Raw genomic sequence first — 19,010 nt, 5'->3', positions numbered from 1 at the left:
CCCGTCCGAACGTGTAACCTCGGCGGTAGAACTATCACGGGCGCTGTCGACACGCCGGCATGGTCCTCCACATCGGCAGGTGGTTCGCGTGAGACGACGGACCTGGCTCCGCCTCGGCGCGGTGGCGACGACGGCGAGCCTCGCCGGCTGTCTCGACCGGTTCGGCGGCGACGACGAGGTGACCGACGAGCGAAGCGAGGAGTACGACCCGCCGGCGAACGCCGCCGTCGCGGTGTCGAACACGAACGGCCCCGTGACCGTCGAGGCCGGCGACGGGGACGAACTGGTCCTCGACGTGGTCGAGCGGACGACCCTCGACCGCGAGGCGCTGGCGGCCGTCACCGTCGACGTCCGGACGGACGGCGACCGCGTCCTCGTCGAGACGACGGCCGACTCGGAGCGGGCGCGGGGGCGCGTCACCGTCGACCTCACCCTCACGGTCCCGTCGGCCGTGTGGGTCGAGGAGGTGACGACGGCGAACGGCCCGGTCGAACTCTCCGGGACGACCGGCGACACCGTCGTCCGGACGGCCAACGGGGGTATCGAGGTCGAGGCCGTCGACGGCTACGTCACCCTCGAGACGAGCAACGGGAGCGTCGAGGCGCGCGACGTCGCCGGCATCGACGGCGCGACCACCGCGAACGGGAGCGTCGACCTCGACGTCCGGGCGCTCAGACGGGACGCGGCGGTACGCACCTCGAACGGGAGCGTCGACCTCGCGCTCGCGGCCGACCTGAGCGCGGTGGTCACCGCCCGCACCTCGAACGGAGCGGTAGACGTCGAGGGGGTGCGCTTCGAGGAGGAATCGGGGTCGCGGACGGAACTGTCGGGGCGTCTCGGGGAGGGCGAGCACGCCCTCTCCGTCGAGACCACGAACGGGCGCATCGACCTGCGTGCGCTCGAGGGGTGAGGACGGTGCGCGCGTCGGGGGACGGGTCGTTGGAGGGCTGAGCGACGGTCGTGGGACTACCGGTCGCGCTCGAACTCGTCGAAGACGTCGAGGTCGTCCGGCAGGTCGTAGGGTATCTCGCGGTCGTCGCGGTTGTCGAGGCCGTCGGCGTCGAGCGGCGCGGCCGACTCCTCGTGGCCGGGCTTGACGCCGATGCTCTTCGCGGGCGTGCCGGCGACGATGTGGTGTGCCGGGACGTCGCGCTGGACGATGCTCTTCGCGCCGACGATGCTGTCCTCGCCGACGCGGACGCCCGCCCGGACCATCGAGTCGTAGGTGATGCGCACGTCGTCCTCGACGACGGTGTGGAAGTTCCGGACCGCGGTCTGGTCGACGACGTCGTGGTCGTGGCTGTAGACGTGAGCGTCGTCGGAGATGGAGACGCGGTCGCCGATGGTGAGGCGCCCCCGGTCGTCGAGGTGGACGTCGTCGTGGATGACGGTGTTGTCTCCGACGGTGATGTTGTGGCCGTACGAGAAGGTGACGCCCTTGAAGATGCGGAGGTTCTCGCCGGCCTCCTCGAAGAGGTGGTTCGCGAGCATCTGCCGGAAGCGCAGGGCGAACTCGACGTTGTCGGCCATCGGCGTGGCGTCGAACTGCCGCCAGAGCCACTGGAGGTGCTTCGAGCGCCGGAAGCACTCCTCGTCCTTCTCGGCGTAGTACTCCGATTCGAGCGTCGAGTTGCAGGGGTCGTACCCCTGCAGGCGGACGCGTTCCGCGGCCGAGACGTCCCCCCCGTCCTGCCAGCGCTCCCACGCCTCGCGGTCGCCGTAGAGGTCGACGAGGACGTCCCGGACCACATCGCAGGTGTCCTCCGGCCCGGACAGTCGGTCGTCGACTTCAGCGATGAACGCCTGTAACCCCGCCTCGGCGTCCGCAGGAAGCGAGACGTGACGTTTCGTCATACCCGTCGTTCTCCCGGGTCGAAGATAGGATTTCCGTTCGGAACACCTGCTACCGGAAGCGACAGTCGCGAGCGCGCGACGGCGTCGAAGGAGAGAGGACCCCGGCGTCGGACCTCAGACGCGCCGCGTGTCGAGGACCCGTATGGCGTAGACGACGAGGAGCGTGACGATGACGGTGAAGAAGATGACGGCGAGGAGCGACTCGAGCGACCCCGCGAACAGCATCTCGGTCAGTTCGAATCCGAGGATCGCGACCGCGAGTGCGATGAGCACGTCGATGCGAATCCGGAGCGACTGGTCCATACCCACGGTTCACGGGGGACGAAAAGGGTCTTGCGAAGCGGCGGCCGGCGGGGACGGTGACGGCGCGGGGACCGGGGGGCGCGCAATCGCGCCCCATAAGTGGTCGTGGTCGTAACCGTCGGTATGCACTACCGAACGCTCGGCGACAGCGGCGTCGAGGTCAGCGAGGTCGGCTTCGGGGCCTGGGTCGTCGGCACCGACTGGTGGGGCGACCGCAGCGAGGCGGAGGCGGCGGAGATGCTCCAGCACGCCCTCGACGCGGGCATCACGTACTTCGACACGGGCGACGTCTACGGCCACGGCCGCAGCGAGGAACTCGTCGGTCGGGCGCTCGCGGACGTCCGCGACGAGGTGACGCTGGCGACGAAGGTCGGCTACGACTTCTACAACAACCCGCAGGCCGGCCACGGCGAACTCCCGAAGGAGCTGAGTCCGGAGTACCTCCGCGAGGCCGTCGACAAGTCCCTCGACCGCCTCGACACCGACTACGTCGACGTCCTCCAGTTGCACAACGCGAACGTCGACGAGGTCACCCCCGACGTCCTCGAGGTGTTCGACGAACTGCGCGAGGAGGACCGCGTGAAGGCCGTCGGCTGGGCGATGGGCCCCTCCATCGGCTGGCTCGCGGAACACGAACGGGCCGTCGAACTGGAGTTCGACGCCGTCCAGACCGTGTTCAACCTCTTCGAGCAACTGCCCGGCCGCCACGTCATCGAGGCCATCCGGGAGGCGGACGCCGACACGAGCGTCGTCGCCCGGGTCCCCCACTCCTCGGGCCTGCTGAACGAGCAGGTGCGCCCCGAGACGGAACTCGAGGAGGGTGACCACCGCGGCTTCCGCCCCGACGCCTGGTACGAGACGGGCTGGGAGAAACTGGAGACGCTTCGCTTCCTCGAGCGGGACGGCGAGCGGACGATGGCACAGGCGGCCATCCAGTGGCTGCTCAGCCACGACGAGGTGGCGACCGTCACGCCCACGTTCCACTCGAAGACGGACATCCGCGAGTGGGCCGCCGCGAGCGACACGCCCCCGCTCTCGCCCGCCGAGGTCGAGCGCGTCGAGGAACTCTCGCGGACGAACTTCGGCGTCGAGCGCTCCGACGGCATGGACAGCCTCCGGTCGTCCGTCGACGGCCGCGACCTCGAGGGCACCGGCAAGCAGTACGCCGGCCGGTAGCCCCCCTCGCGCTCGTCGCGTCTCGCTCGACGACCCGACTCCCTCCTCCGACACCAGAGAGCTATCACGCCGGTCGACGAGCGGAGCGCATGGAACGACAGCGCGTCGGGACCGGCACCGAGTGGGAGGCGACCGTCGGGTACTCGCGGGCGGTCCGGGTCGGCGAGACGGTCCACGTCGCCGGGACGACCGCGACCGACGACCACGGCGACCCGTACGACGCCTCAGCCGAGGCACAGACGCGACGCGCCATCGAGCAGGTCGGGGCGGCGCTGGAGGCCGTCGGCGCGACGCTCGACGACGTGGTCCGGACCCGACTGTACGTCACCGACATCGGGGACTGGGAGGCGGTCGGTCGGGCACACGGCGAGGCGTTCGGGTCGGTCCGACCGGCGGCGACGATGGTCGAGGTGAGCGCGCTCGTCGACCCGGTGCTCCGCGTCGAGATAGAGGCCGACGCCGTCGTGACCGACTGAGGGCGACCGCGTCCCCTCGCGGCCGGGGAACCATTTTTAACGTGTGTGCGACATTAGGTAGCCATGAAGTTCGTTATCGTGGGGTACGGTCGGGTCGGGATTCGCACGGCCGACATCCTCGAGTCGGAGGGCCACGAGGTGGTGGTCGTCGACATCGAACCCGAGAAGGTCGAGCGCGCGGCCGACGCCGGCTTCGAGGCCCACGAGGGCGACGGCGACGAGGAGTCCGTCCTGCTCGCCGCGGGCGTCGAGGACGCCGACGCGCTGGCGGGGCTCACCGGCGACCTAGGCGTGAACCTCGGTGCGTGCGTCATCGGCGACGCCCACGGCTGTCGGACGGTCATGCGTATCGACGACGACTACCACGCCGACATCTACGAGAAGTACGCCGCGGAGGTCGACGAGGTGGTCTACCCCGAACGCCTCGGCGCGGCGGGGGCGAAGACCGCCCTGCTCGGCGGCGACTTCGACGCACTCGGGGAACTCACGACGGGGCTGTCGGCGGTCAGTCTGGTGGTCTCCGAGGACGCGCCCGTCGTCGGTCAGCGCGTCGTCGAACTGGACCTCCCGGAGGGAGCGCTCGTCTACGCCCACGGCCGCTCGAACGAGCCGATGACGATTCCCCTCCCACAGACGGACATCCAACCGGGCGACGAACTCGCGTTCATCGTCGAACCGGACCTCGTCGAGACGCTCCGCTCCCGACTCGACGGGACGGCACGGGCGACGAGCTGAGAGGTGTGAAAAGCCGGGCGCGCGGTGGGGAGGATGGGGACGAGACCGCAGCGCGCGCCCACCAGTGTGGTCTTCTCGTTCCGACTTAAATCCGCGTCAGACGGACGTGTGACGGCCTCAGACTCGTCTCCCCCTCCCCGTGAGAGAGTGGTGTCCACGGCCGGCGTCCCGCCCGCGACCCGCTTCGACGATGACGGCGCGCTGGCGTGGCACGCCCCCGAGCGACTGGGCGACGGCGGACGGAGAGCACCGCACGACACCAGCACGCCTTTGCCCGGACGGACCCCACCCCCGGTATGGACACGTGGGACCGGCTGTTCGAGCGCGCCGCCGAGTACGACGTGCCGCTCGACGAGGTGGAGCGCGCCCTCGCGGAGCGACGGGCGGGATGACGCCGACAGAGCGCGCCGTCCGGGTCGTCGCCGACGCGGACGTCCTCGCGGCCGACCTGCTCTGTGGTGGACTCGCACGCGACGCCCTCGACGTGGTCCGGGCACACGCCTGGGTGACGCTCGTCGCCAGCGACCCGCTGCTCGACGACGCGGCAGGGGTCATCGAGACGCTCGCGGACGCCACCCTCGCGGCCGACTGGCGCGAGCGCGTCGAGGCCGAGGCTACGCTCGTCGACCACCCACCCGAGGACCACCCCGCGCTCGCCGCCGCCTACCGCGGGGAGGCCGCACACGTCCTCTCGCTCGACGACCGACTGCTCGGCGCGACGGCCGGCGCCGCCCTCCGGGCGCGCGTCGAGACGAGCGTCAAGGAACCGCGGTCGTTCGCCCGCCTGTTCGACCCCGAGACGATGTACGAGGCGACGTTCGACGAACCGTATCCGGGCCCGGACCGCGACCCACGCGCGTAGGTGGGAGGGAACTCGACCGCCGGACGGCGCGTCCTCGTGGCGGGACGGGACGCGCGAGCGAGTCGGAGAACGGATATCTCACCCATCGACGTCTCGACGGAGGTCCCGGCGATTCTCGGGCCGGTCGGCCCCGTCCGTCAGATGTCCCGACTGGTGTCGACGCGGACGCGGTCGGTGAGGTCGAGTTTGACCGGGTCGAGGAGCGGTCGACCGCCGCGGTGTTTCGGGACGACGAGCGAGGTGGTGACGGCCGTCGCGTCGACGGTCTGGACGAGGTGACAGACGGCGTCCGCCCGGTAGAGCGTCCGGTCGCGCAGGTCGGGCGACCCCATCTCGACGCAGTGGAGGAGCGCGATACCGCCGGTCTCGTCGACGCGTCGCTTCACCGCGTCGAGGAACGCGCGGTACCGCGCCTCGTCGCCCGTCCCCTCCAGGGCGTTCACGGGGTCGACGACGACCAGTTCCTGCGCGGCGGAGTCGAGGGCAGCCTCGGGTGCCGCGAGCAGGTCGTCCGCGCTCGTGCGCCCCACGTCGAATCGCCCCCGGGCGGTGTCGTACTGCCGGCGCAGTTCGCCGGCCGGCCGCTCGGTCGAGAGGTAGCAGACGTCGCGGTCGGCGACGAACGCGGCGAGCAGCGGGTCGACCTGCGCGGCGGCGGGCGTCACCAGCGCGACGACGGACCCCGGCGCGAAGCCGCCGCCGAGGAGGCGGTCGAGCGTGGACACACCCGTCGTCAGGGGCCGAACGGGACGCGACTTCATCACCCCGACGAGGGACGAACGGACCTTAGTTATCGTCCGGACAACGTCTCGATAGCGTGACTAATCGGCCGTTCGTCCCTCGTCCGAGGAGCGTAATCGGCCGTTCGACGGGGCAGGACGACGGTAGTCGGTGGATAACCCCTCACTCCTCGCGCCCGCGGTACCACTCGGCGAAGCGCGCGAGCGCCCGGCCGCGGTGGGAGACGGCGTTCTTCTCCTCGGTACTCATCTCGGCGAGCGTCGTCCCGTCGTGTTCGAAGACGGGGTCGTAGCCGAATCCCCCCTCACCGCGCGGTTCGACGATGCGCCCGGGAACCGACCCCTCGAACAGTTTCACCGGGAGGTCACCGCCCACGACGCTGTCGTCGGTCTCGGCGGTGGCGCGCTCGGCCGCCGCGAGGTCGTGGCCCCGCCGGTCGCCGTGGTCGACGGGTTCGGGCGTCGCCTCGAACGTCCCCCCGTCGCAGTAGGCGAGGACGCACCGGAAGTGCGCCCGCGCGGGCGTCTCCGGGTCGACGGCGTCGCGCGCCAGCCGACCGACGCGCTCGACACCCACCGTGTGTTCCACGTAGGCGGAGTACGGTCCCGGGAAGCCGTCGAGCGCCTCGACGAACAGGCCCGCGTCGTCGACGAGGACGGGGCCGCCGACGTACTCGTAGGCCTCGCGGGCGCCCCGGGCGGCGATGGGTCCGAGCGCGTCGGCCTGTATCTCCGTGTAGTCGAAGTCGACCGACTCGACCGCCGAGAGGTACTCGCGGGCCTCCCGGACCTTCCCCGGGTTGGTCGTGACGTAGCTGAGCATACCGGCGGTGGGTGCGGCCCGAGAAAAGAGGCGTCGGTTCGGAGCGGGGCGGGGCGACGCCGTCAGTCGACGATGACCTCGACGGGTTCGTCCTCGGCGAACTCGTCGGGGTCGCTCCCGCTGCGCTCCTGGTAGACCAGCGCGCCCGCGATGGCCAGGACGACCCACGAGCGCCAGTTGGCGAGGTTGAGCGTGTAGCCGATGCCGAACGGCTTCTCGACGAGCATCCCCTCGTCGGGCCGCCAGTACGAGGAGAGCATCCGGCCGATGCTGGGTCGCTCGAAGTTGTACGGGACGCCGAACAGTTCGCCGGACTGGGGCTTGTCTGCCATGGCACCCGATACGGCCGGGGTCGTTAAGTCGTTTACCACCGCGTCACTCCGACCGGTAGCGCCCCCGGCGCTCGACCTCGCGCAACTGCTCGACGACGGCGGGGTCGCCGGCGTCGGCGTAGGCGTCCTCGAACGCCGCGATGAGGGGGACGGGGTCGTCGGCCGTCCCCCCGAGCGACCCCTCGAACACGTGGAGGTCCATCGCGTAGTCCTCGACGTGCCGGGAGTGGTACCCGAGGCCGAAGTCGATGAGCCACGTCCTGCGCCCCACCCGGACGTTCCGCGTCGTCGGGTCGCCGTGGACGATGCCCGCCCCGTGCAGGGTGGCGAGGTGGCGACCCACCGACCGGACGCCCTCCTCGGTGAGTCGCTCGCGCAGGTCGCAGTCGCCGACGCGCTCCATGGTGAGCGTCGCCTCGCGGGGGTCGACGTCCGAGAGGACGGGCGTCGGGACGCCGAGGCGTCGCGCGTCGCGCAGGAGTCGCGCCTCGCCGCGCGTACGCTCGCGGCGGAGTCGGGCGTCGAGCGCGGGGTGGCGGTACCCCTTCGGCTCGCGCGCCTTCGCCACCCGGTCGTCGAGCGAGACGGTCGCCTCCGCGCCGCGCTGGGTGCCCGCGTCGTCGCCGCCGCGGGCGACGTCCTCGCCCGCCCGCCAGGTGACGGGCACGTCGTCGGGGCGGAAGTCGGGGCGGACCCGCGAGTCCTCGATGGCGACGGTGTCGCCGGCGTCGGCCATCTTCGCGCCCAGCACCGCTATCATGCCGGCGTTGTCGCGCAGGAAGCGCGGTTCGGGCGCGTGAAAGCGCGCGCCGCGCTGGGCGCACATCTCCCCGAGCATCGCCCGGAGCCGAGCGTTCTGCCCGACGCCGCCGCCGAGGACGAGTTCGTCGTTGCCCGTCAGCGAGAGCGCGCGTTCGGACACCTCACAGAGCATCGCGAAGACGTGCTCCTGCAGCGAGAAGCAGACGTCTTCGACCCGCTCGCCGTCGTCGACGGCCTCCTTGGCGGCGCTCATGATGCCCGAGAACGAGAAGTCCATCCCCTTGACGACGTAGGGCAGGTCGACGTACTCGCCGTCCTTCGCCCGCGCCTCGACCTTCGGGCCGCCGGGGTGCGACCAGCCGACGTGGCGCGTGAACTTGTCGATGGCGTTGCCGACGCCGGTGTCCATCGTCTCGCCGAGGACGCGGTAGCGCCCGCCGTGGAACCCGAGCAGGTGGGCGTTCGCGCCGCTCGCGTTCAGGCAGACCGGCGAGTCGAACCCCGAGCGGTGACGGCCGATCTCGAGGTGTGCGAGCATGTGGTTGACGCCGACCAGCGGCACGCCGAGGCCGCCCGCGACGGCCCGCGCGGCGGTGCCGACGATGCGGAGACACGGCCCGAGGCCGGGGCCGCGAGAGAACGCGACGGCGTCGACGTCGTCGCCGGCGTGGTCGCGCGCGCGCCAGACGACGGCCGGAATCGCGGAACGCATGTGTTCGGCCGCCTCGCGCGGGTGGATGCCGCCGCTCTCGGGCTGGTAGGCGTCGGTGAAAATCGTCGTCTCGTCGGTTTCGGTGTCGTAGACGGCCGCCGAGGCCGCCCACGCCGTCCCCTCGATACCGAGAACGCGCACGTGCTCAGTTCAGAGCCACTCGGTGTAGCCGCACTTGCCGCAGTGTTTGCGGTCGTCGTGCTCCGCGAGGAAGGTGTCGCCACAGCGGGGACACTGCTCCTTCGAGGTCGTGCCGTCCTCGTCGTAGTACTCGTGGCGCGCCATCTCAGGCCTCCTCCGCCTCGGCGTCGGCGTCCTCGTCGACACCGATCTTGTTGCGTTCGAGCATGTACTCCTGTTCGACCGCCTGGGCGTCCTCGGAGGTGTCGTAGACCTTCGCGTAGCCGAGGGTCTTTCGCATGCCGTACTTCGTGTCGAGCGAGTGGAGGACCACTTCGTCCGCGTCCTTGTTCAACTTCGCGGCGAGACTGTCGCGAACGGAGAGTCGGGAGGGGGTCGCCTCGTCGTGGACGACCTGGAACCGCACGTCGGACCGGTGCAACATGGGGTTCTCGACCTCCTCGATGATTTCGATGTCCATGGTTCGTTGTGCGTAATTCCTCCCGAGTCGGCTAAAAGGATTTCGAAGCGATAGATGCGACGCGTGGGGTTGAATCGGTGCGTCGACGGGAGGCGACGGCCGGCGCGTCGTCAGTCGCCGGCGGAGTCGAGGTCGAGGTCGAGGTCGAGCAGCGCCGCCGCCGCCTCGCGCTCGCCGTCCATCTCCGCGAGGAACGCCCGCATCGCCGCGCGCGTCTCCGCGTCGACGACGACGCACACCATCCCCTCGTCCGGTTGCCCGTAGACGACCGTCGCGCCGTCGGGCGCGATGGCGATGGCCGGCACCGCCGCGAGGTCCTCCTCGCCGTCGACCTCGAGGACGGTCGTCGCCTCGCTCGCGAGCGCGTCCCGGAGCGCGGCGAGCAGGTCCCGCGAGAGGGTCGCCGCGGGGTTCTCGACGTGTACCGTGCGGTCGAACGGCGAGCGGTCGACGCGCTCTTCGAGGGGCGCGCGCTTGGTCCGGTCGTCGACCAGCGCCACGTCCGGGACCGTCTCGCGCAGGAGGTAGTCGGTGACGACGTCGCCGACGGTCACGAGCGGTCCGTCGCCGGCCGCCGCGAGCAGCGCCGCGGGGTCGGTGTAGAGCGGGCCGACGGGGTCTTTCAGGTCGGCGCGCAGCGCGTCCGGGAGGCGGAGCATCGAGCCGTCAGCGGACCTTCAGCGCGTAGGCGCCGGGTTCGGTCACGTCCATCTCCTGGGCGATCTCGCTTCGCTCCGGGTGGGCGATGACGACGTACCCCGCCCAGTCCTCGGTGAGCGAGGTGGACCCGCAGATGACGCAGGACTGTTCCTCGCCGGCCTCCTGCACGCGGTGACACTCGCGGCAGACGAGTCGCTTCGCCATCCTCACTCACCCGCCGCGGCCTGTTCGTGTTCCTCGCGGAGCCAGCCGTGCTTGCCGAGGCCCGGCTGTTTCGCCGTCAGGCCGATCTTCGAGTCCCGGGGGTTGCGCTCGTCGATGCTCTTGGTGACGATGCGGGCGCGGACCGCGTCGCCGACGCCGAGCGCCTGGTTGGACTCCCGGGAGGCGAGTTGCTGGCCCTCCTCGTCGAACGCGAGGTACTCGTCGGAGATCTGCGAGACGTGCAGCAGGCCGTCGACGGGGCCGATGCCGACGAACGCGCCGAAGTTCACCACCTCGACCACCTCGCCGTCGATGACCTCCTGCATCTCCGGGTCGAACGTGACCGCGTCGAACTCCGCCTCGTAGTAGACGCCGGGGCGGTTGGGGAGGACGGTGCCCTCGCCGATGTCGACGACGTCGACGACGCTGACGACCGACCCGACGGAGGCGTCCATGCGCCCCTCGAGTTTGTCCTGCAGGAGTTCCTTCACGAGCTGTTCCGAGACGTTGTCGAGGAACCGGGGGGGCACCTCGACCGTATCGCGTAGTCTGACCCTCTTGTACATAGTTAGTGGATTGCGAGTTTGTTTCGCCCCCTTATACCGATTACCCCGACCGAGAGGCGGTCACGCAGGGGGCCGTCGTTCGTGACCACGTAGTCGCACGCGCCGCGCTCGGCGAGTTCGACGAGCGCGTCGTCGGCGTACGTCGCCTCCGTCTCGACCGTCGCACACCGCGCCGCGAGGTCGCGGCCGACGGCGGCGGCGGTCGCCTCCGTCCCCCGTCCCTCGGCGAGTTTGTCGAGTTCCCGGAGCACCGGGCGCGGCGTGATGCAGTCGTACTCCGTCAGCAGGCGGTCGAGTTCGTCGAAGACGCGGACGTCACACTCGACCGGCATCATCAGCGCGCTGGTGTCCAGGGCGACCCTCATTCGGTGAGCGTCCCGATACCGATGAGCCGCCAGCGGGTGCCGACCCGCCGGTTGATGGCGATCTTCGCCCCCGGTTCGGCGCAGACGGGGCGCTTCAGTTTCACCTCACACTCGCCCTCGCGGGCGCTCGTCACCGCGCCGACGGTGGTGGCCGTCCCGACCGTGAGCATGAGCGGTTCGCCCGTGTTCACGGGGTCGATGTCCTCCTCGCTCCCGACGAGGCGGTCGAGCAGTTCGACGTCCATGGTGAACTGCTCCCACGTCGGCGGGAGGCTCCCCGGCGGCCCGGCGACCTGCCCGGCCAGCGAGTCGCCCTTCGTCAGCGAGGGGTCGAGGCCCGTGCCGACGCCGAGGAGTCCGCCGGGGGTCACCTCGTCGACGGTCGCACCGCCGGCCTGTAGCGACCGGACGGACGTGCTCACGGGCTGGTACTCGGCCTGACCGCCGTCCTCGACGCGACGCCCGGGACGTATCTCCAGGTCGTCGCCGACGCGGAGGCGACCCTGCGTCAGGCTCCCGCCGAGGACGCCGCCGGTCAGGCCGTCGAACGTGGTCCCCGGTCGGTTGATGTCGAAACTGCGCGCGACCTGCATCCGCGCGTCGTCGCCGTCGGCGCGCTCGGGCGTCGGGATGTGCTCCTCGATGGCCCCGATGAGGAGGTCCATGTTGACCTCCTGCTGGGCCGAGATGGGGACGACCGGCGCCCCCTCGGCGACGGTGCCCTCGACGAACTCCTGTATCTCGCGGTAGTTCTCGCGGGCGCGGTCGGCGTCGACGAGGTCGACCTTGTTCTGCGCGATGACGATGTTCTCGATACCGATGATGTCGAGCGCCATCAGGTGTTCTGCGGTCTGTGCCTGCGGGACCGGCTCGTTGGCCGCGACGAGGAGGACGGCGCCGTCCATCATCGAGGCACCCGAGAGCATGGTCGCCATCAGCGTCTCGTGGCCGGGGGCGTCGACGAACGAGACCGTACGGAGGACCTCGCTCTCGCCGCCGTCGGGACACGTCTCCTCGACGGTGTACCCCTCCGGCGCGTCCATGCCAGGGCACCGTCGGAACGTCGCGTCGGCGTATCCGAGACGAATCGAGATACCTCGCTTCATCTCCTCGGAGTGCTGGTCGGTCCACTCGCCACTGAGTGCCTGGACCAGCGTCGTCTTTCCGTGGTCGACGTGGCCGACGAGTCCGATATTCACCTCCGGTTGACGGTGGTTCCCTGTCATGAAGTAATAGCGTGATATCGCCGCGTGGCGGATTTAACCTTGGCGGTTCACGGTCCCTGACGCCCCGGCGCACCACACCACGCGGCCGCCGGCAGACGCGCGTCGAACGGCCGTCAGACACCTGCGAAACGGCTTTAGGAGTTCTCCGAGAGGTGTTCCTCATGCCAGGACTGCGACAGCTCGGCACGCTGCTCACCGCGAACCTCGCCGGCCCGTCTCGCCATCAGGAGCGAGAACCCCTCGCTGGCTACGAGATTCCCGTCACCGAGGAGTGACGGGGCGCGCCGCGCGCGTTCGACCCCGGGACCACTGCGACCCCGGCGGAGCGACGCGTCGACGTCCGGGATTTGACGCGGACGGACACGCTCCCGCCGGGTGAGCGCGCCGCTTTTGTCGCCGCCGGACTAACTCGTCACGTGCGCGAGTTCGCCTTCGAGATGACGCTGTGCGCCCGGCTGGAGGGAGAGGGACGACTCGTGAGCCGACAGCTCGGTGCCGGGACGCGCGGGCGGCGCGTCCTCGACACCGTCGTCGTGCGGCCGGGACCGGAGTTCGCCGCACGCACGCGCATCACACCGGAGCGCATCCCCGACGCGGCCATCGACGCCGACGTGGGGACGGGCCGCGCGCGCTACTGGAAGGACTGTTTCGACGCACACCCCGACCGCGCCCGGGGCGTCGTCGAGCGCGCCTGCGAGGTCGGCTTCTTCGAGCGCGAACGTCGCTCGGGGCGCACCTACGTCAGACAGACCGTGCGCTATCCCGACTGGTTCGCCGGTCTCGTCGGCATCGAGAACAAACCGGACCTCGGCCGACCGGGGGACCTCGAAACCCAGCTCAGAAAGGACGTGAGCCTCGCCGTCGTCGACGAGATCGTCCTCGCCACGGAGTCGCACGTCACCCGCGCGCACCTCAACCGCATCCCCGAGGCCGTCGGCGTCTGGCGGGTCGACGGCGCGACGGGCGCCTACGAGGTGGTGCGCGAGCCGACGCCCCTCCCGGTCCGCGGGGCGGGCGTCGAGGTGGTCGAGGAACGCACCGCCGAGACGCGCATCCGCGTCGTCGGTGCGAGCGAGAAGGCACGGCTCCGCCGACGCATCGCCGAGCGCGCCTACGGGAAGGGCTGGCGGGTCCCCTTCCCCGCGTGCCCGCACGTCGAGGAGCGCGCGGTGGCGGGCGTCGGCGGGATTCCGTTCTGTACACGCGAGGAGCGCATCGTCGGCCCGTCGGACCCCTGCGCGTGCGCAGGAGCGGAGACGGGTGACGACGAGGTGCCCGCCGTCGACGTCGACACCGACGCCCGCCGCGACGAGCACTCGCCGTGGGTACGCGAGCCGGCGGGCGCACGCCGAGAACAGGCCGGACTGGACCGCTTCTTATAGTTCGTACACGTCGCCGTCGACCGCGGCGTGCTCGCAGAAGGCCTCCTCGGGCGTCGGGAAGTGAGAGACGTGGACCAGCCTGACCGCGGCGGCGCGCAGGTCGTCGGCGAGCGCGAGCGCCCCCTCCGTGGTCATGTGTTTCGTACCGAACGTCCGGGGGACGCCCTCGTCGTCCTCGTGTTTCCCGCCGAGGGGGTGGTACTCGCAGAGGCGCGCGGGGACGATGGCGTCGGCGAGCAGGAGGTCGGGGTCGGCCAGCACCGCGCGCGACGCCTCGGGGATGCCGTAGCTCGTGTCGCCCGACAGCGAGAGCTTCGCGCCCGTCTCCGGGTCCTCGATTGCGAGCCCGTAACAGACCAGCGGCGGGTGGTCGACGGGGACGAGCGTCAGCTCCAGTCCGCAGGCGCTGAACGGTTCGAACGGCGACCGCGGGCGGACGGCGAGCTGGTCGAGGTAGTCGAACTTGCGCTGCACCGTGCCGGCGACGCTCTCGCCCGTCTCGGGGTCAACCTCGTCGGCGGCGTGGACGGGCAGGTCACCGAGCAGGCGGTAGGCGTTGCCGAGGCCGTCGAGGTGGTCGAAGTGGACGTGCGTGACCACTACCTCGTCGGGGAGGGGCGGCTCGTGGGTGAGGAACTGCGCGCGGAAGTCGGGACTCGCGTCGACGAGCAACGACTCCCCGGTGCGCTCGTTCTCGACGTGGACCGAGAAGCGGGAGCGCTCGACGCCACGCTCGCGGGCGGCCTCGCAGGTGTCACACGAACAGCCGACCGTCGGCGTGCCCGTCGTGTCGCCCGTCCCGAGGAGCGTGACGCGCATCCGTCAGGCCCCGTCGGTGGGGTGGGCCTGGTCGCCCTCGTTGTCGTGGTCCGCGTGGTCGTGGTCGTGCGAGTGGTCGTGGGCGTCGTGCCCGTTCCCCGCGATGAGCGAGTCGGGGTCGTCGCTCATCATGTCCATGTTCTTCAGGTTATCTCGCTCCTCGAAGTCCGTGACGGCGGCCTCCAGGTCGGCCTGGGTGAGCGTGGTGCGCTCCTCGGTGAGCGCGTTGAGGACCGCCTCTCGGAGGACGAGGCGCAGGTCGCTACCGGTGAGGCCCTGGGTCAGGCCGGCGAGCGCCGACGGGTCGAAGTCGTCGATGTCCATCCGGCGGGTGATGACCCGGAGGATGTCGGCGCGCATGCCGTGGTCCGGTTTGGGGAAGTTGACGATCTCGTCGAAGCGCCGCCAGGCCGCCGCGTCCAGCTGGTCGGGGTGGTTCGTCGCGCCGATGAGCAACACCTCGTCCTGGATGAGCGATATCTCGTCGATACTCTTGAGGAGGGTGTTGACGGCGCGCTTGATGGCCGCGTGCTCGTCGGACGAACGCGTCTTCGCGACGAAGTCGAACTCGTCCATGAAGAAGATACACGGTGCGAGCCGTTTGGCCACCTCGAAGGCCTTGTCGACGTTCTTCGCCGTCTCGCCGAGGTACTGGCTGGTGATCATCGAGAGCTTCACCTCGACGAACGGGAGGTCGAGGTCGTGCGCGAGCGCGCGGGCGCTCGTCGTCTTGCCCGTCCCCGGCGGACCGACGAACAGGAGCTTCCCGATCTCGCGGAGGCCGATGCTGGCGAGGTAGTCGCGGTGCTCGATGGCCTTGACGATCTTCTGTATCTCGGCCTCCTGGTCGGCGGTGAGCACGAGGTCGTCGAGCGTCATCTCGACCTCCTCGGGTGCGCGCACCTCCACGAGGTCGAGCATCTCCTCGTCGTCCTCGTCGAACATCTGTTCGAGGAGGCTGTCTATCCAGACGCGGTCGGCGTGCAGCGGGCGGTTGCGCGCGCGCGCCGTCTCGTAGTCCACGCCCTCGAAGTCCGCCTCGAAGTGACGCGCGAGCGTCGGGTTGTCGAGCAGGCGCTCGGCGGTGGTTCGCTCGCGATACCACTTCTCGGCCATCCCGCGGTCGGTGAACTCGATGGTACCGGAGAAGTCCTCCTTGCTGGTGAACATCAGCGCGGAGATGGCGTCCCACGGGTGGGCGTAGCCGGTCGCCTCGGAGATGGTGGTCGCGGTGATCGAGAGGGGCCGTTCGATGCCGCCGGGTGCGGGTCGCCCCGTCGATTCGTCGGGGGGCGCGTCGGCACTCCAGAAGGCCCGTCGGTACGGCGGGGGGAGGTCACCGGGGTCGAGCGTCTGGTCCTCGGAGTAGACGCGGGCGGTGAGGATGAATTCGACGATGTCGAGCGCCGGGCCGGTCATTTCCCGAGTATTTGCGCTCGACGTGCTATAAGACCGTCGAACGGTCGGTGCGTCGAAAGAACGCCCGGCCACGGGACAGCAGTTGTTAGACGTTCGTTCGGTGAGGTTTAACACTGTGAAGCCACTTGGTCGAGTATGGCAGATTCGACACCCGTCGTCGTCCGAGCGTATCGAACCGCACAGGGGAAGGAAGGCGGCGTCTTCGCCGACGTCAGAAGCGAGGACCTCTCGGCACCGCTCATCGACGAGATGCTGGCCGAGACGGGTCTCTCCGGCGAGGACGTCGACGACCTGATGTGGGGCTGTGCCCAGCAGCGCGGCGAGCAGGGCAACAACCTCGCGCGGGTCATCGCGCTGCTCTCGGACCTCGGCGAGTCCGTCCCCGCGACGACCATCAACCGCTGGTGTGCCTCCTCCGCGCAGGCGCTCATCAGCGCCTCCGACGCCATCCGCGCCGGCCAGCGCGACGTCGTCATCGCCGGCGGCGTCGAGAACATGTCGCGCGTGAAGATGGGCGAGAACACCGGCAACGTCCACCCGCGCATGAACGAGTACTACAACGTCGCCGAACTCTCGATGGGCATGACCGCGGAGAAGGTCGCGGAGGAGTACGACGTCACCCGCGAGGCCCAGGACGAGTACGCCCTGCGCAGCCAGCAGCGCGCCGCCGAGGCGACCGAGTCCGGGCGTTTCTCCGACGAGATAATCCCCATCGACAACGGCGAGGAGACCGTCGACCGCGACGAGGGCATCCGCGCCGACACCTCCATCGAGGCGCTCCAGGGCCTCCCGACGGTGTTCAAGGCCGACGGGACGGTCACCCCCGGCAACGCCTCCCAGATAAGCGACGGCGCGGCCGGCCTGCTCGTCACGAGCAAGGCCTTCGCCGAGGACCACGGCCTCGACGTCATGGCCGAAATCGGCAACAACAGCGTCGCCGGCGTCGACCCCACCGTCATGGGCATCGGCCCCGTCCCGGCCGTCCGGAGCCTGCTCGACCGCACCGGCGGAAGCGTCGAGGACTACGACCTCGTCGAACTGAACGAGGCGTTCGCCAGCCAGTGTCTCTACTGCCAGCGCGAACTCGGCATCGACGACGAGAAGTACAACGTCAACGGCGGCGCCATCGCCCTCGGCCACCCGCTGGGCGCGAGCGGCGCGCGCCTGCCCGTCACGCTCCTCCACGAGATGCAGAAGCGCGACGCGAGCACAGGCCTCGCCACCGAGTGCGTCGGCTTCGGCCAGGGCGCGGCTATCGAGTTCAGCCGGTAGAGGCGAACCGCGAGCCGGAGGCGAGCGGGCCGAGGAACCCGTGAGGGCGTGAAACGCCCGACCGGGTGACGACGTGCTTTTGGTCGAGCTTTTGCCGAGCGAGCGACGCGAGCGCAGGGCAAAAGCTCGTCGTGCCAGGGTGCGGCCATCGAGTTCAGCCGGTCGAGGCGAACCGCGAGCCGGAGGCGAGCGGGCCGAGAGCGGCGAGGGGATGCGAGTGCCCCACCCGAACCGCTTTTCGCGCTCGCCGGAGCACTCACCCCATGCGCGTTCCCGACTACGAGCACGGAACGGGTCGCCACTGCGGGTCGACCTCGCTGCGCAACCTCTCGCGGTTCCACGGCTGGGGGTTCGACGAGCCGACGTGTTTCGGCCTCGCCTCGGGTCTCGGGTTCACCTACTTCGACCTCCCGACCCCACCCCACCGCGCGTTCTTCGGCCGACCGCCGTTCCTCGAACGCGCCTTCCTCGAGACGCTCGGCATCGGCTACGACCGCCGTGCCGGCGAGGACTGGGAGACGGCGTGGGCGGGTATCAAGGCACACCTCGACGCCGGCCGCCCCGTCCTCGTCTTCGCCGACATCTACCACCTCGACTACTTCGGGACGGACACCCACTTCTCGCCGCACGCCCTGCTCGCGGTGGGTTACGAGGAGACGAGCGAGGACGTGTTCGTCCACCTCTCCGACAGCGAGTTCCCCGAGGAACAGCGCGTCCCCGTCGACTCGCTGCGCCGTGCACTGTCCGTCTCATCGGAGGAGAGCTACCCGACCGAGAACCGGTACCTGGCGGTCACCGACCCCGAGGTCCGGGTCCCGGTCGGCGAGGCGGTCCGGACGGCCACCGAGTCGACGGCCCGGTACATGCTCGACCCGCAGTCGGGCGCGTACGACCCCGGCGGGTTCGGCGTCCACGGCCTGACGGGCGTGCGGGCGTTCGCCGCCGACCTGCCGACGTGGACCGAGTTGCCGGACCCGCGCTGGACGACGCGCTTCGCCTACCAGAACGTCGAGCGACGGGGCACCGGCGGCGGTGCGTTCCGCGGCCTCCAGCGCGACTTCTTCCGGTCGGTCGACCATCCGTACGGGGAGGCGGTCACCGAGGAGATGGCCGCCATCGCCGACGACTGGACGGCCGTCGGCGCGACCCTCCGGGACGCGAGCGAGGCCGACGACGCGGGACTCGAACGCGGCCTCCGCGCGGCGAGCGCGAGCGTCGAGGCGTGTGCCGACCGCGAGGCGGCCCTGTATCGGAGCCTACTCGACGTTTGAGTCGTCCGCGCTCGCCTCGACGCCCGCCGTCCACGGCGTCTCACCGGTGACGTCGCCCGTCTTGTAGACGCCGCGGGCCTCCGCGATGCGGGTGTCCGCCCCGTCGGTGACGGTCACGTCGACGGTGGCGACGCTGCCACCGGTCCGGACGACGGCGGCCTCCGCGCGCAGGCACTCGCCCGTCGCGGGCGCGAGGTAGTCGATGCGCATGTCGATGGTCGGCGTCACGGCGCCCGTGAGGTCGACGACGGCGGCGCCCGCGATGGTGTCGGCGAGCGCGTAGGCCACCCCACCGTGGGCGACCATCGCTTCGGGGTTCGAGGAGTGGTGCTCGCGCAGTTCGACGCGACCGACGGCGCGCCCCTCGCCCACCGTCTCGAGTTCGATACCGAGGTGCTCGGCGAACGGGATGGAGCCGAAGAAGACGTCGACGAGACTCATGGATAGGAG

The 19,010-nt window shown here is 70.4% G+C and carries 24 protein-coding genes; 8 read left to right on the top strand and 16 right to left on the bottom strand.

Features of this window, described 5'->3' with window-relative positions:
• Positions 1-88 precede the first annotated feature (88 nt).
• Positions 89-910, top strand: coding sequence for a DUF4097 family beta strand repeat-containing protein (locus P1Y20_RS13400; protein ID WP_304449169.1), 822 nt, complete (start codon positions 89-91; stop codon positions 908-910).
• Positions 911-966: 56 nt separating this feature from the next.
• Here the strand turns inward: P1Y20_RS13400 and P1Y20_RS13395 are convergent, their stop codons facing one another.
• Together P1Y20_RS13395 and P1Y20_RS13390 are read right to left on the bottom strand one after the other, a co-directional pair.
• Positions 967-1,854, bottom strand: a complete 888-nt coding sequence (locus P1Y20_RS13395) for an acyltransferase (protein WP_304449168.1) — start codon at positions 1,852-1,854, stop codon at positions 967-969.
• Positions 1,855-1,968: 114 nt separating this feature from the next.
• Positions 1,969-2,157 (bottom strand): hypothetical protein, encoded by a 189-nt coding sequence (locus P1Y20_RS13390; protein WP_304449167.1) that lies wholly within the window; start codon positions 2,155-2,157, stop codon positions 1,969-1,971.
• A gap of 123 nt (positions 2,158-2,280) precedes the next feature.
• On the opposite strand from P1Y20_RS13390, the gene P1Y20_RS13385 reads away from it, so the two are divergent.
• The 4 genes from P1Y20_RS13385 (at position 2,281) to P1Y20_RS13370 (ending at position 5,406) form a co-directional block, all read left to right on the top strand.
• Positions 2,281-3,333, top strand: a complete 1,053-nt coding sequence (locus tag P1Y20_RS13385) for an aldo/keto reductase (RefSeq protein ID WP_304449166.1) — start codon at positions 2,281-2,283, stop codon at positions 3,331-3,333.
• 89 nt (positions 3,334-3,422) lie between these two features.
• The gene (locus P1Y20_RS13380; RefSeq protein WP_304449165.1) at positions 3,423-3,809 is read left to right on the top strand and encodes a RidA family protein; all 387 of its coding nucleotides are present in this window, start codon (positions 3,423-3,425) and stop codon (positions 3,807-3,809) included.
• Between the two features lie 63 nt (positions 3,810-3,872).
• Positions 3,873-4,544 (top strand): potassium channel family protein, encoded by a 672-nt coding sequence (locus tag P1Y20_RS13375; protein ID WP_304449164.1) that lies wholly within the window; start codon positions 3,873-3,875, stop codon positions 4,542-4,544.
• Between the two features lie 388 nt (positions 4,545-4,932).
• Positions 4,933-5,406 (top strand): DUF7384 family protein, encoded by a 474-nt coding sequence (locus P1Y20_RS13370; protein WP_304449163.1) that lies wholly within the window; start codon positions 4,933-4,935, stop codon positions 5,404-5,406.
• 137 nt (positions 5,407-5,543) lie between these two features.
• Here the strand turns inward: P1Y20_RS13370 and P1Y20_RS13365 are convergent, their stop codons facing one another.
• The 11 genes from P1Y20_RS13365 to P1Y20_RS13315 form a co-directional block, all read right to left on the bottom strand.
• The gene (locus tag P1Y20_RS13365; RefSeq protein WP_304449162.1) at positions 5,544-6,131 is read right to left on the bottom strand and encodes an RAD55 family ATPase; all 588 of its coding nucleotides are present in this window, start codon (positions 6,129-6,131) and stop codon (positions 5,544-5,546) included.
• Between the two features lie 178 nt (positions 6,132-6,309).
• Positions 6,310-6,969 (bottom strand): non-canonical purine NTP pyrophosphatase, encoded by a 660-nt coding sequence (locus P1Y20_RS13360; protein ID WP_304449161.1) that lies wholly within the window; start codon positions 6,967-6,969, stop codon positions 6,310-6,312.
• A 62-nt stretch (positions 6,970-7,031) separates the two neighbouring features.
• Positions 7,032-7,301: a DUF5808 domain-containing protein gene (locus tag P1Y20_RS13355; protein WP_304449160.1), complete on the bottom strand. Its 270-nt coding sequence runs from the start codon at positions 7,299-7,301 to the stop codon at positions 7,032-7,034.
• 43 nt (positions 7,302-7,344) lie between these two features.
• Positions 7,345-8,916 carry a bifunctional N(6)-L-threonylcarbamoyladenine synthase/serine/threonine protein kinase gene (locus tag P1Y20_RS13350; RefSeq protein WP_304449159.1) on the bottom strand — a complete coding sequence of 524 codons (1,572 nt, stop codon included), beginning with the start codon at positions 8,914-8,916 and terminating at the stop codon, positions 7,345-7,347.
• Between the two features lie 9 nt (positions 8,917-8,925).
• A complete protein-coding gene (locus P1Y20_RS13345; RefSeq protein ID WP_304449158.1) occupies positions 8,926-9,060 on the bottom strand; it encodes a 30S ribosomal protein S27ae in 135 nt (44 codons plus the stop codon).
• A 1-nt stretch (position 9,061) separates the two neighbouring features.
• Positions 9,062-9,376 (bottom strand): 30S ribosomal protein S24e, encoded by a 315-nt coding sequence (locus P1Y20_RS13340; protein ID WP_304449157.1) that lies wholly within the window; start codon positions 9,374-9,376, stop codon positions 9,062-9,064.
• 110 nt (positions 9,377-9,486) lie between these two features.
• Entirely contained in the window at positions 9,487-10,035 is a 549-nt protein-coding gene (locus P1Y20_RS13335; RefSeq protein ID WP_304449156.1) for a GTP-dependent dephospho-CoA kinase family protein, read from the bottom strand.
• Between the two features lie 7 nt (positions 10,036-10,042).
• Positions 10,043-10,240 (bottom strand): transcription elongation factor subunit Spt4, encoded by a 198-nt coding sequence (gene spt4 / locus P1Y20_RS13330; RefSeq protein ID WP_304449155.1) that lies wholly within the window; start codon positions 10,238-10,240, stop codon positions 10,043-10,045.
• Positions 10,241-10,242: 2 nt separating this feature from the next.
• On the bottom strand, positions 10,243-10,806 hold the full coding sequence (locus tag P1Y20_RS13325) for a DNA-directed RNA polymerase (protein WP_304449154.1): 564 nt from the start codon (positions 10,804-10,806) through the stop codon (positions 10,243-10,245).
• Positions 10,807-10,808: 2 nt separating this feature from the next.
• On the bottom strand, positions 10,809-11,171 hold the full coding sequence (locus tag P1Y20_RS13320) for a type II toxin-antitoxin system VapC family toxin (RefSeq protein WP_304449153.1): 363 nt from the start codon (positions 11,169-11,171) through the stop codon (positions 10,809-10,811).
• Positions 11,168-12,397, bottom strand: coding sequence for a translation initiation factor IF-2 subunit gamma (locus tag P1Y20_RS13315; protein ID WP_304449152.1), 1,230 nt, complete (start codon positions 12,395-12,397; stop codon positions 11,168-11,170). Before P1Y20_RS13315 ends, P1Y20_RS13320 begins: the two co-directional genes overlap by 4 nt.
• 416 nt (positions 12,398-12,813) lie before the next feature.
• Here P1Y20_RS13315 and P1Y20_RS13310 point away from each other — a divergent pair, with 416 nt between their 5' ends.
• Positions 12,814-13,779 (top strand): DUF5787 family protein, encoded by a 966-nt coding sequence (locus P1Y20_RS13310; protein ID WP_304449151.1) that lies wholly within the window; start codon positions 12,814-12,816, stop codon positions 13,777-13,779.
• On the opposite strand, the gene P1Y20_RS13305 is transcribed toward P1Y20_RS13310, so the two are convergent.
• Complete coding sequence (locus P1Y20_RS13305) at positions 13,774-14,598, bottom strand: MBL fold metallo-hydrolase (protein WP_304449150.1); 825 nt, start codon at positions 14,596-14,598, stop codon at positions 13,774-13,776. The genes P1Y20_RS13310 and P1Y20_RS13305 overlap by 6 nt on opposite strands.
• A gap of 3 nt (positions 14,599-14,601) precedes the next feature.
• Positions 14,602-16,017, bottom strand: coding sequence for an ATP-binding protein (locus P1Y20_RS13300; RefSeq protein ID WP_304449149.1), 1,416 nt, complete (start codon positions 16,015-16,017; stop codon positions 14,602-14,604).
• A 135-nt stretch (positions 16,018-16,152) separates the two neighbouring features.
• On the opposite strand from P1Y20_RS13300, the gene P1Y20_RS13295 reads away from it, so the two are divergent.
• Positions 16,153-17,289, top strand: coding sequence for a thiolase family protein (locus P1Y20_RS13295; protein WP_304449148.1), 1,137 nt, complete (start codon positions 16,153-16,155; stop codon positions 17,287-17,289).
• Between the two features lie 263 nt (positions 17,290-17,552).
• On the top strand, positions 17,553-18,560 hold the full coding sequence (locus tag P1Y20_RS13290) for a BtrH N-terminal domain-containing protein (protein ID WP_304449147.1): 1,008 nt from the start codon (positions 17,553-17,555) through the stop codon (positions 18,558-18,560).
• On the opposite strand, the gene P1Y20_RS13285 is transcribed toward P1Y20_RS13290, so the two are convergent.
• Positions 18,546-19,001 carry a PaaI family thioesterase gene (locus tag P1Y20_RS13285; RefSeq protein WP_304449146.1) on the bottom strand — a complete coding sequence of 152 codons (456 nt, stop codon included), beginning with the start codon at positions 18,999-19,001 and terminating at the stop codon, positions 18,546-18,548. The genes P1Y20_RS13290 and P1Y20_RS13285 overlap by 15 nt on opposite strands.
• Positions 19,002-19,010: the final 9 nt, after the last annotated feature.

It is taken from the genome of Halomarina ordinaria (assembly GCF_030553305.1).
GTDB lineage: Archaea > Halobacteriota > Halobacteria > Halobacteriales > Haloarculaceae > Halomarina > Halomarina ordinaria.
Note: the sequence above shows the minus strand (reverse complement) of the source record. Positions and strands in the feature narration are given on the sequence as shown.

Coding starts and splice junctions, on each gene's coding strand:
- P1Y20_RS13395 (WP_304449168.1), bottom strand. CDS start 1,854: ATGACGAAACGTCACGTCTCGCTTCCTGCGGACGCCGAGGCGGGGTTA.
- P1Y20_RS13390 (WP_304449167.1), bottom strand. CDS start 2,157: ATGGACCAGTCGCTCCGGATTCGCATCGACGTGCTCATCGCACTCGCG.
- P1Y20_RS13385 (WP_304449166.1), top strand. CDS start 2,281: ATGCACTACCGAACGCTCGGCGACAGCGGCGTCGAGGTCAGCGAGGTC.
- P1Y20_RS13380 (WP_304449165.1), top strand. CDS start 3,423: ATGGAACGACAGCGCGTCGGGACCGGCACCGAGTGGGAGGCGACCGTC.
- P1Y20_RS13375 (WP_304449164.1), top strand. CDS start 3,873: ATGAAGTTCGTTATCGTGGGGTACGGTCGGGTCGGGATTCGCACGGCC.
- P1Y20_RS13370 (WP_304449163.1), top strand. CDS start 4,933: ATGACGCCGACAGAGCGCGCCGTCCGGGTCGTCGCCGACGCGGACGTC.
- P1Y20_RS13360 (WP_304449161.1), bottom strand. CDS start 6,969: ATGCTCAGCTACGTCACGACCAACCCGGGGAAGGTCCGGGAGGCCCGC.
- P1Y20_RS13355 (WP_304449160.1), bottom strand. CDS start 7,301: ATGGCAGACAAGCCCCAGTCCGGCGAACTGTTCGGCGTCCCGTACAAC.
- P1Y20_RS13345 (WP_304449158.1), bottom strand. CDS start 9,060: ATGGCGCGCCACGAGTACTACGACGAGGACGGCACGACCTCGAAGGAG.
- P1Y20_RS13340 (WP_304449157.1), bottom strand. CDS start 9,376: ATGGACATCGAAATCATCGAGGAGGTCGAGAACCCCATGTTGCACCGG.
- P1Y20_RS13335 (WP_304449156.1), bottom strand. CDS start 10,035: ATGCTCCGCCTCCCGGACGCGCTGCGCGCCGACCTGAAAGACCCCGTC.
- spt4 (WP_304449155.1), bottom strand. CDS start 10,240: ATGGCGAAGCGACTCGTCTGCCGCGAGTGTCACCGCGTGCAGGAGGCC.
- P1Y20_RS13325 (WP_304449154.1), bottom strand. CDS start 10,806: ATGTACAAGAGGGTCAGACTACGCGATACGGTCGAGGTGCCCCCCCGG.
- P1Y20_RS13320 (WP_304449153.1), bottom strand. CDS start 11,171: ATGAGGGTCGCCCTGGACACCAGCGCGCTGATGATGCCGGTCGAGTGT.
- P1Y20_RS13315 (WP_304449152.1), bottom strand. CDS start 12,397: ATGACAGGGAACCACCGTCAACCGGAGGTGAATATCGGACTCGTCGGC.
- P1Y20_RS13305 (WP_304449150.1), bottom strand. CDS start 14,598: ATGCGCGTCACGCTCCTCGGGACGGGCGACACGACGGGCACGCCGACG.
- P1Y20_RS13300 (WP_304449149.1), bottom strand. CDS start 16,017: ATGACCGGCCCGGCGCTCGACATCGTCGAATTCATCCTCACCGCCCGC.
- P1Y20_RS13295 (WP_304449148.1), top strand. CDS start 16,153: ATGGCAGATTCGACACCCGTCGTCGTCCGAGCGTATCGAACCGCACAG.
- P1Y20_RS13290 (WP_304449147.1), top strand. CDS start 17,553: ATGCGCGTTCCCGACTACGAGCACGGAACGGGTCGCCACTGCGGGTCG.
- P1Y20_RS13285 (WP_304449146.1), bottom strand. CDS start 19,001: ATGAGTCTCGTCGACGTCTTCTTCGGCTCCATCCCGTTCGCCGAGCAC.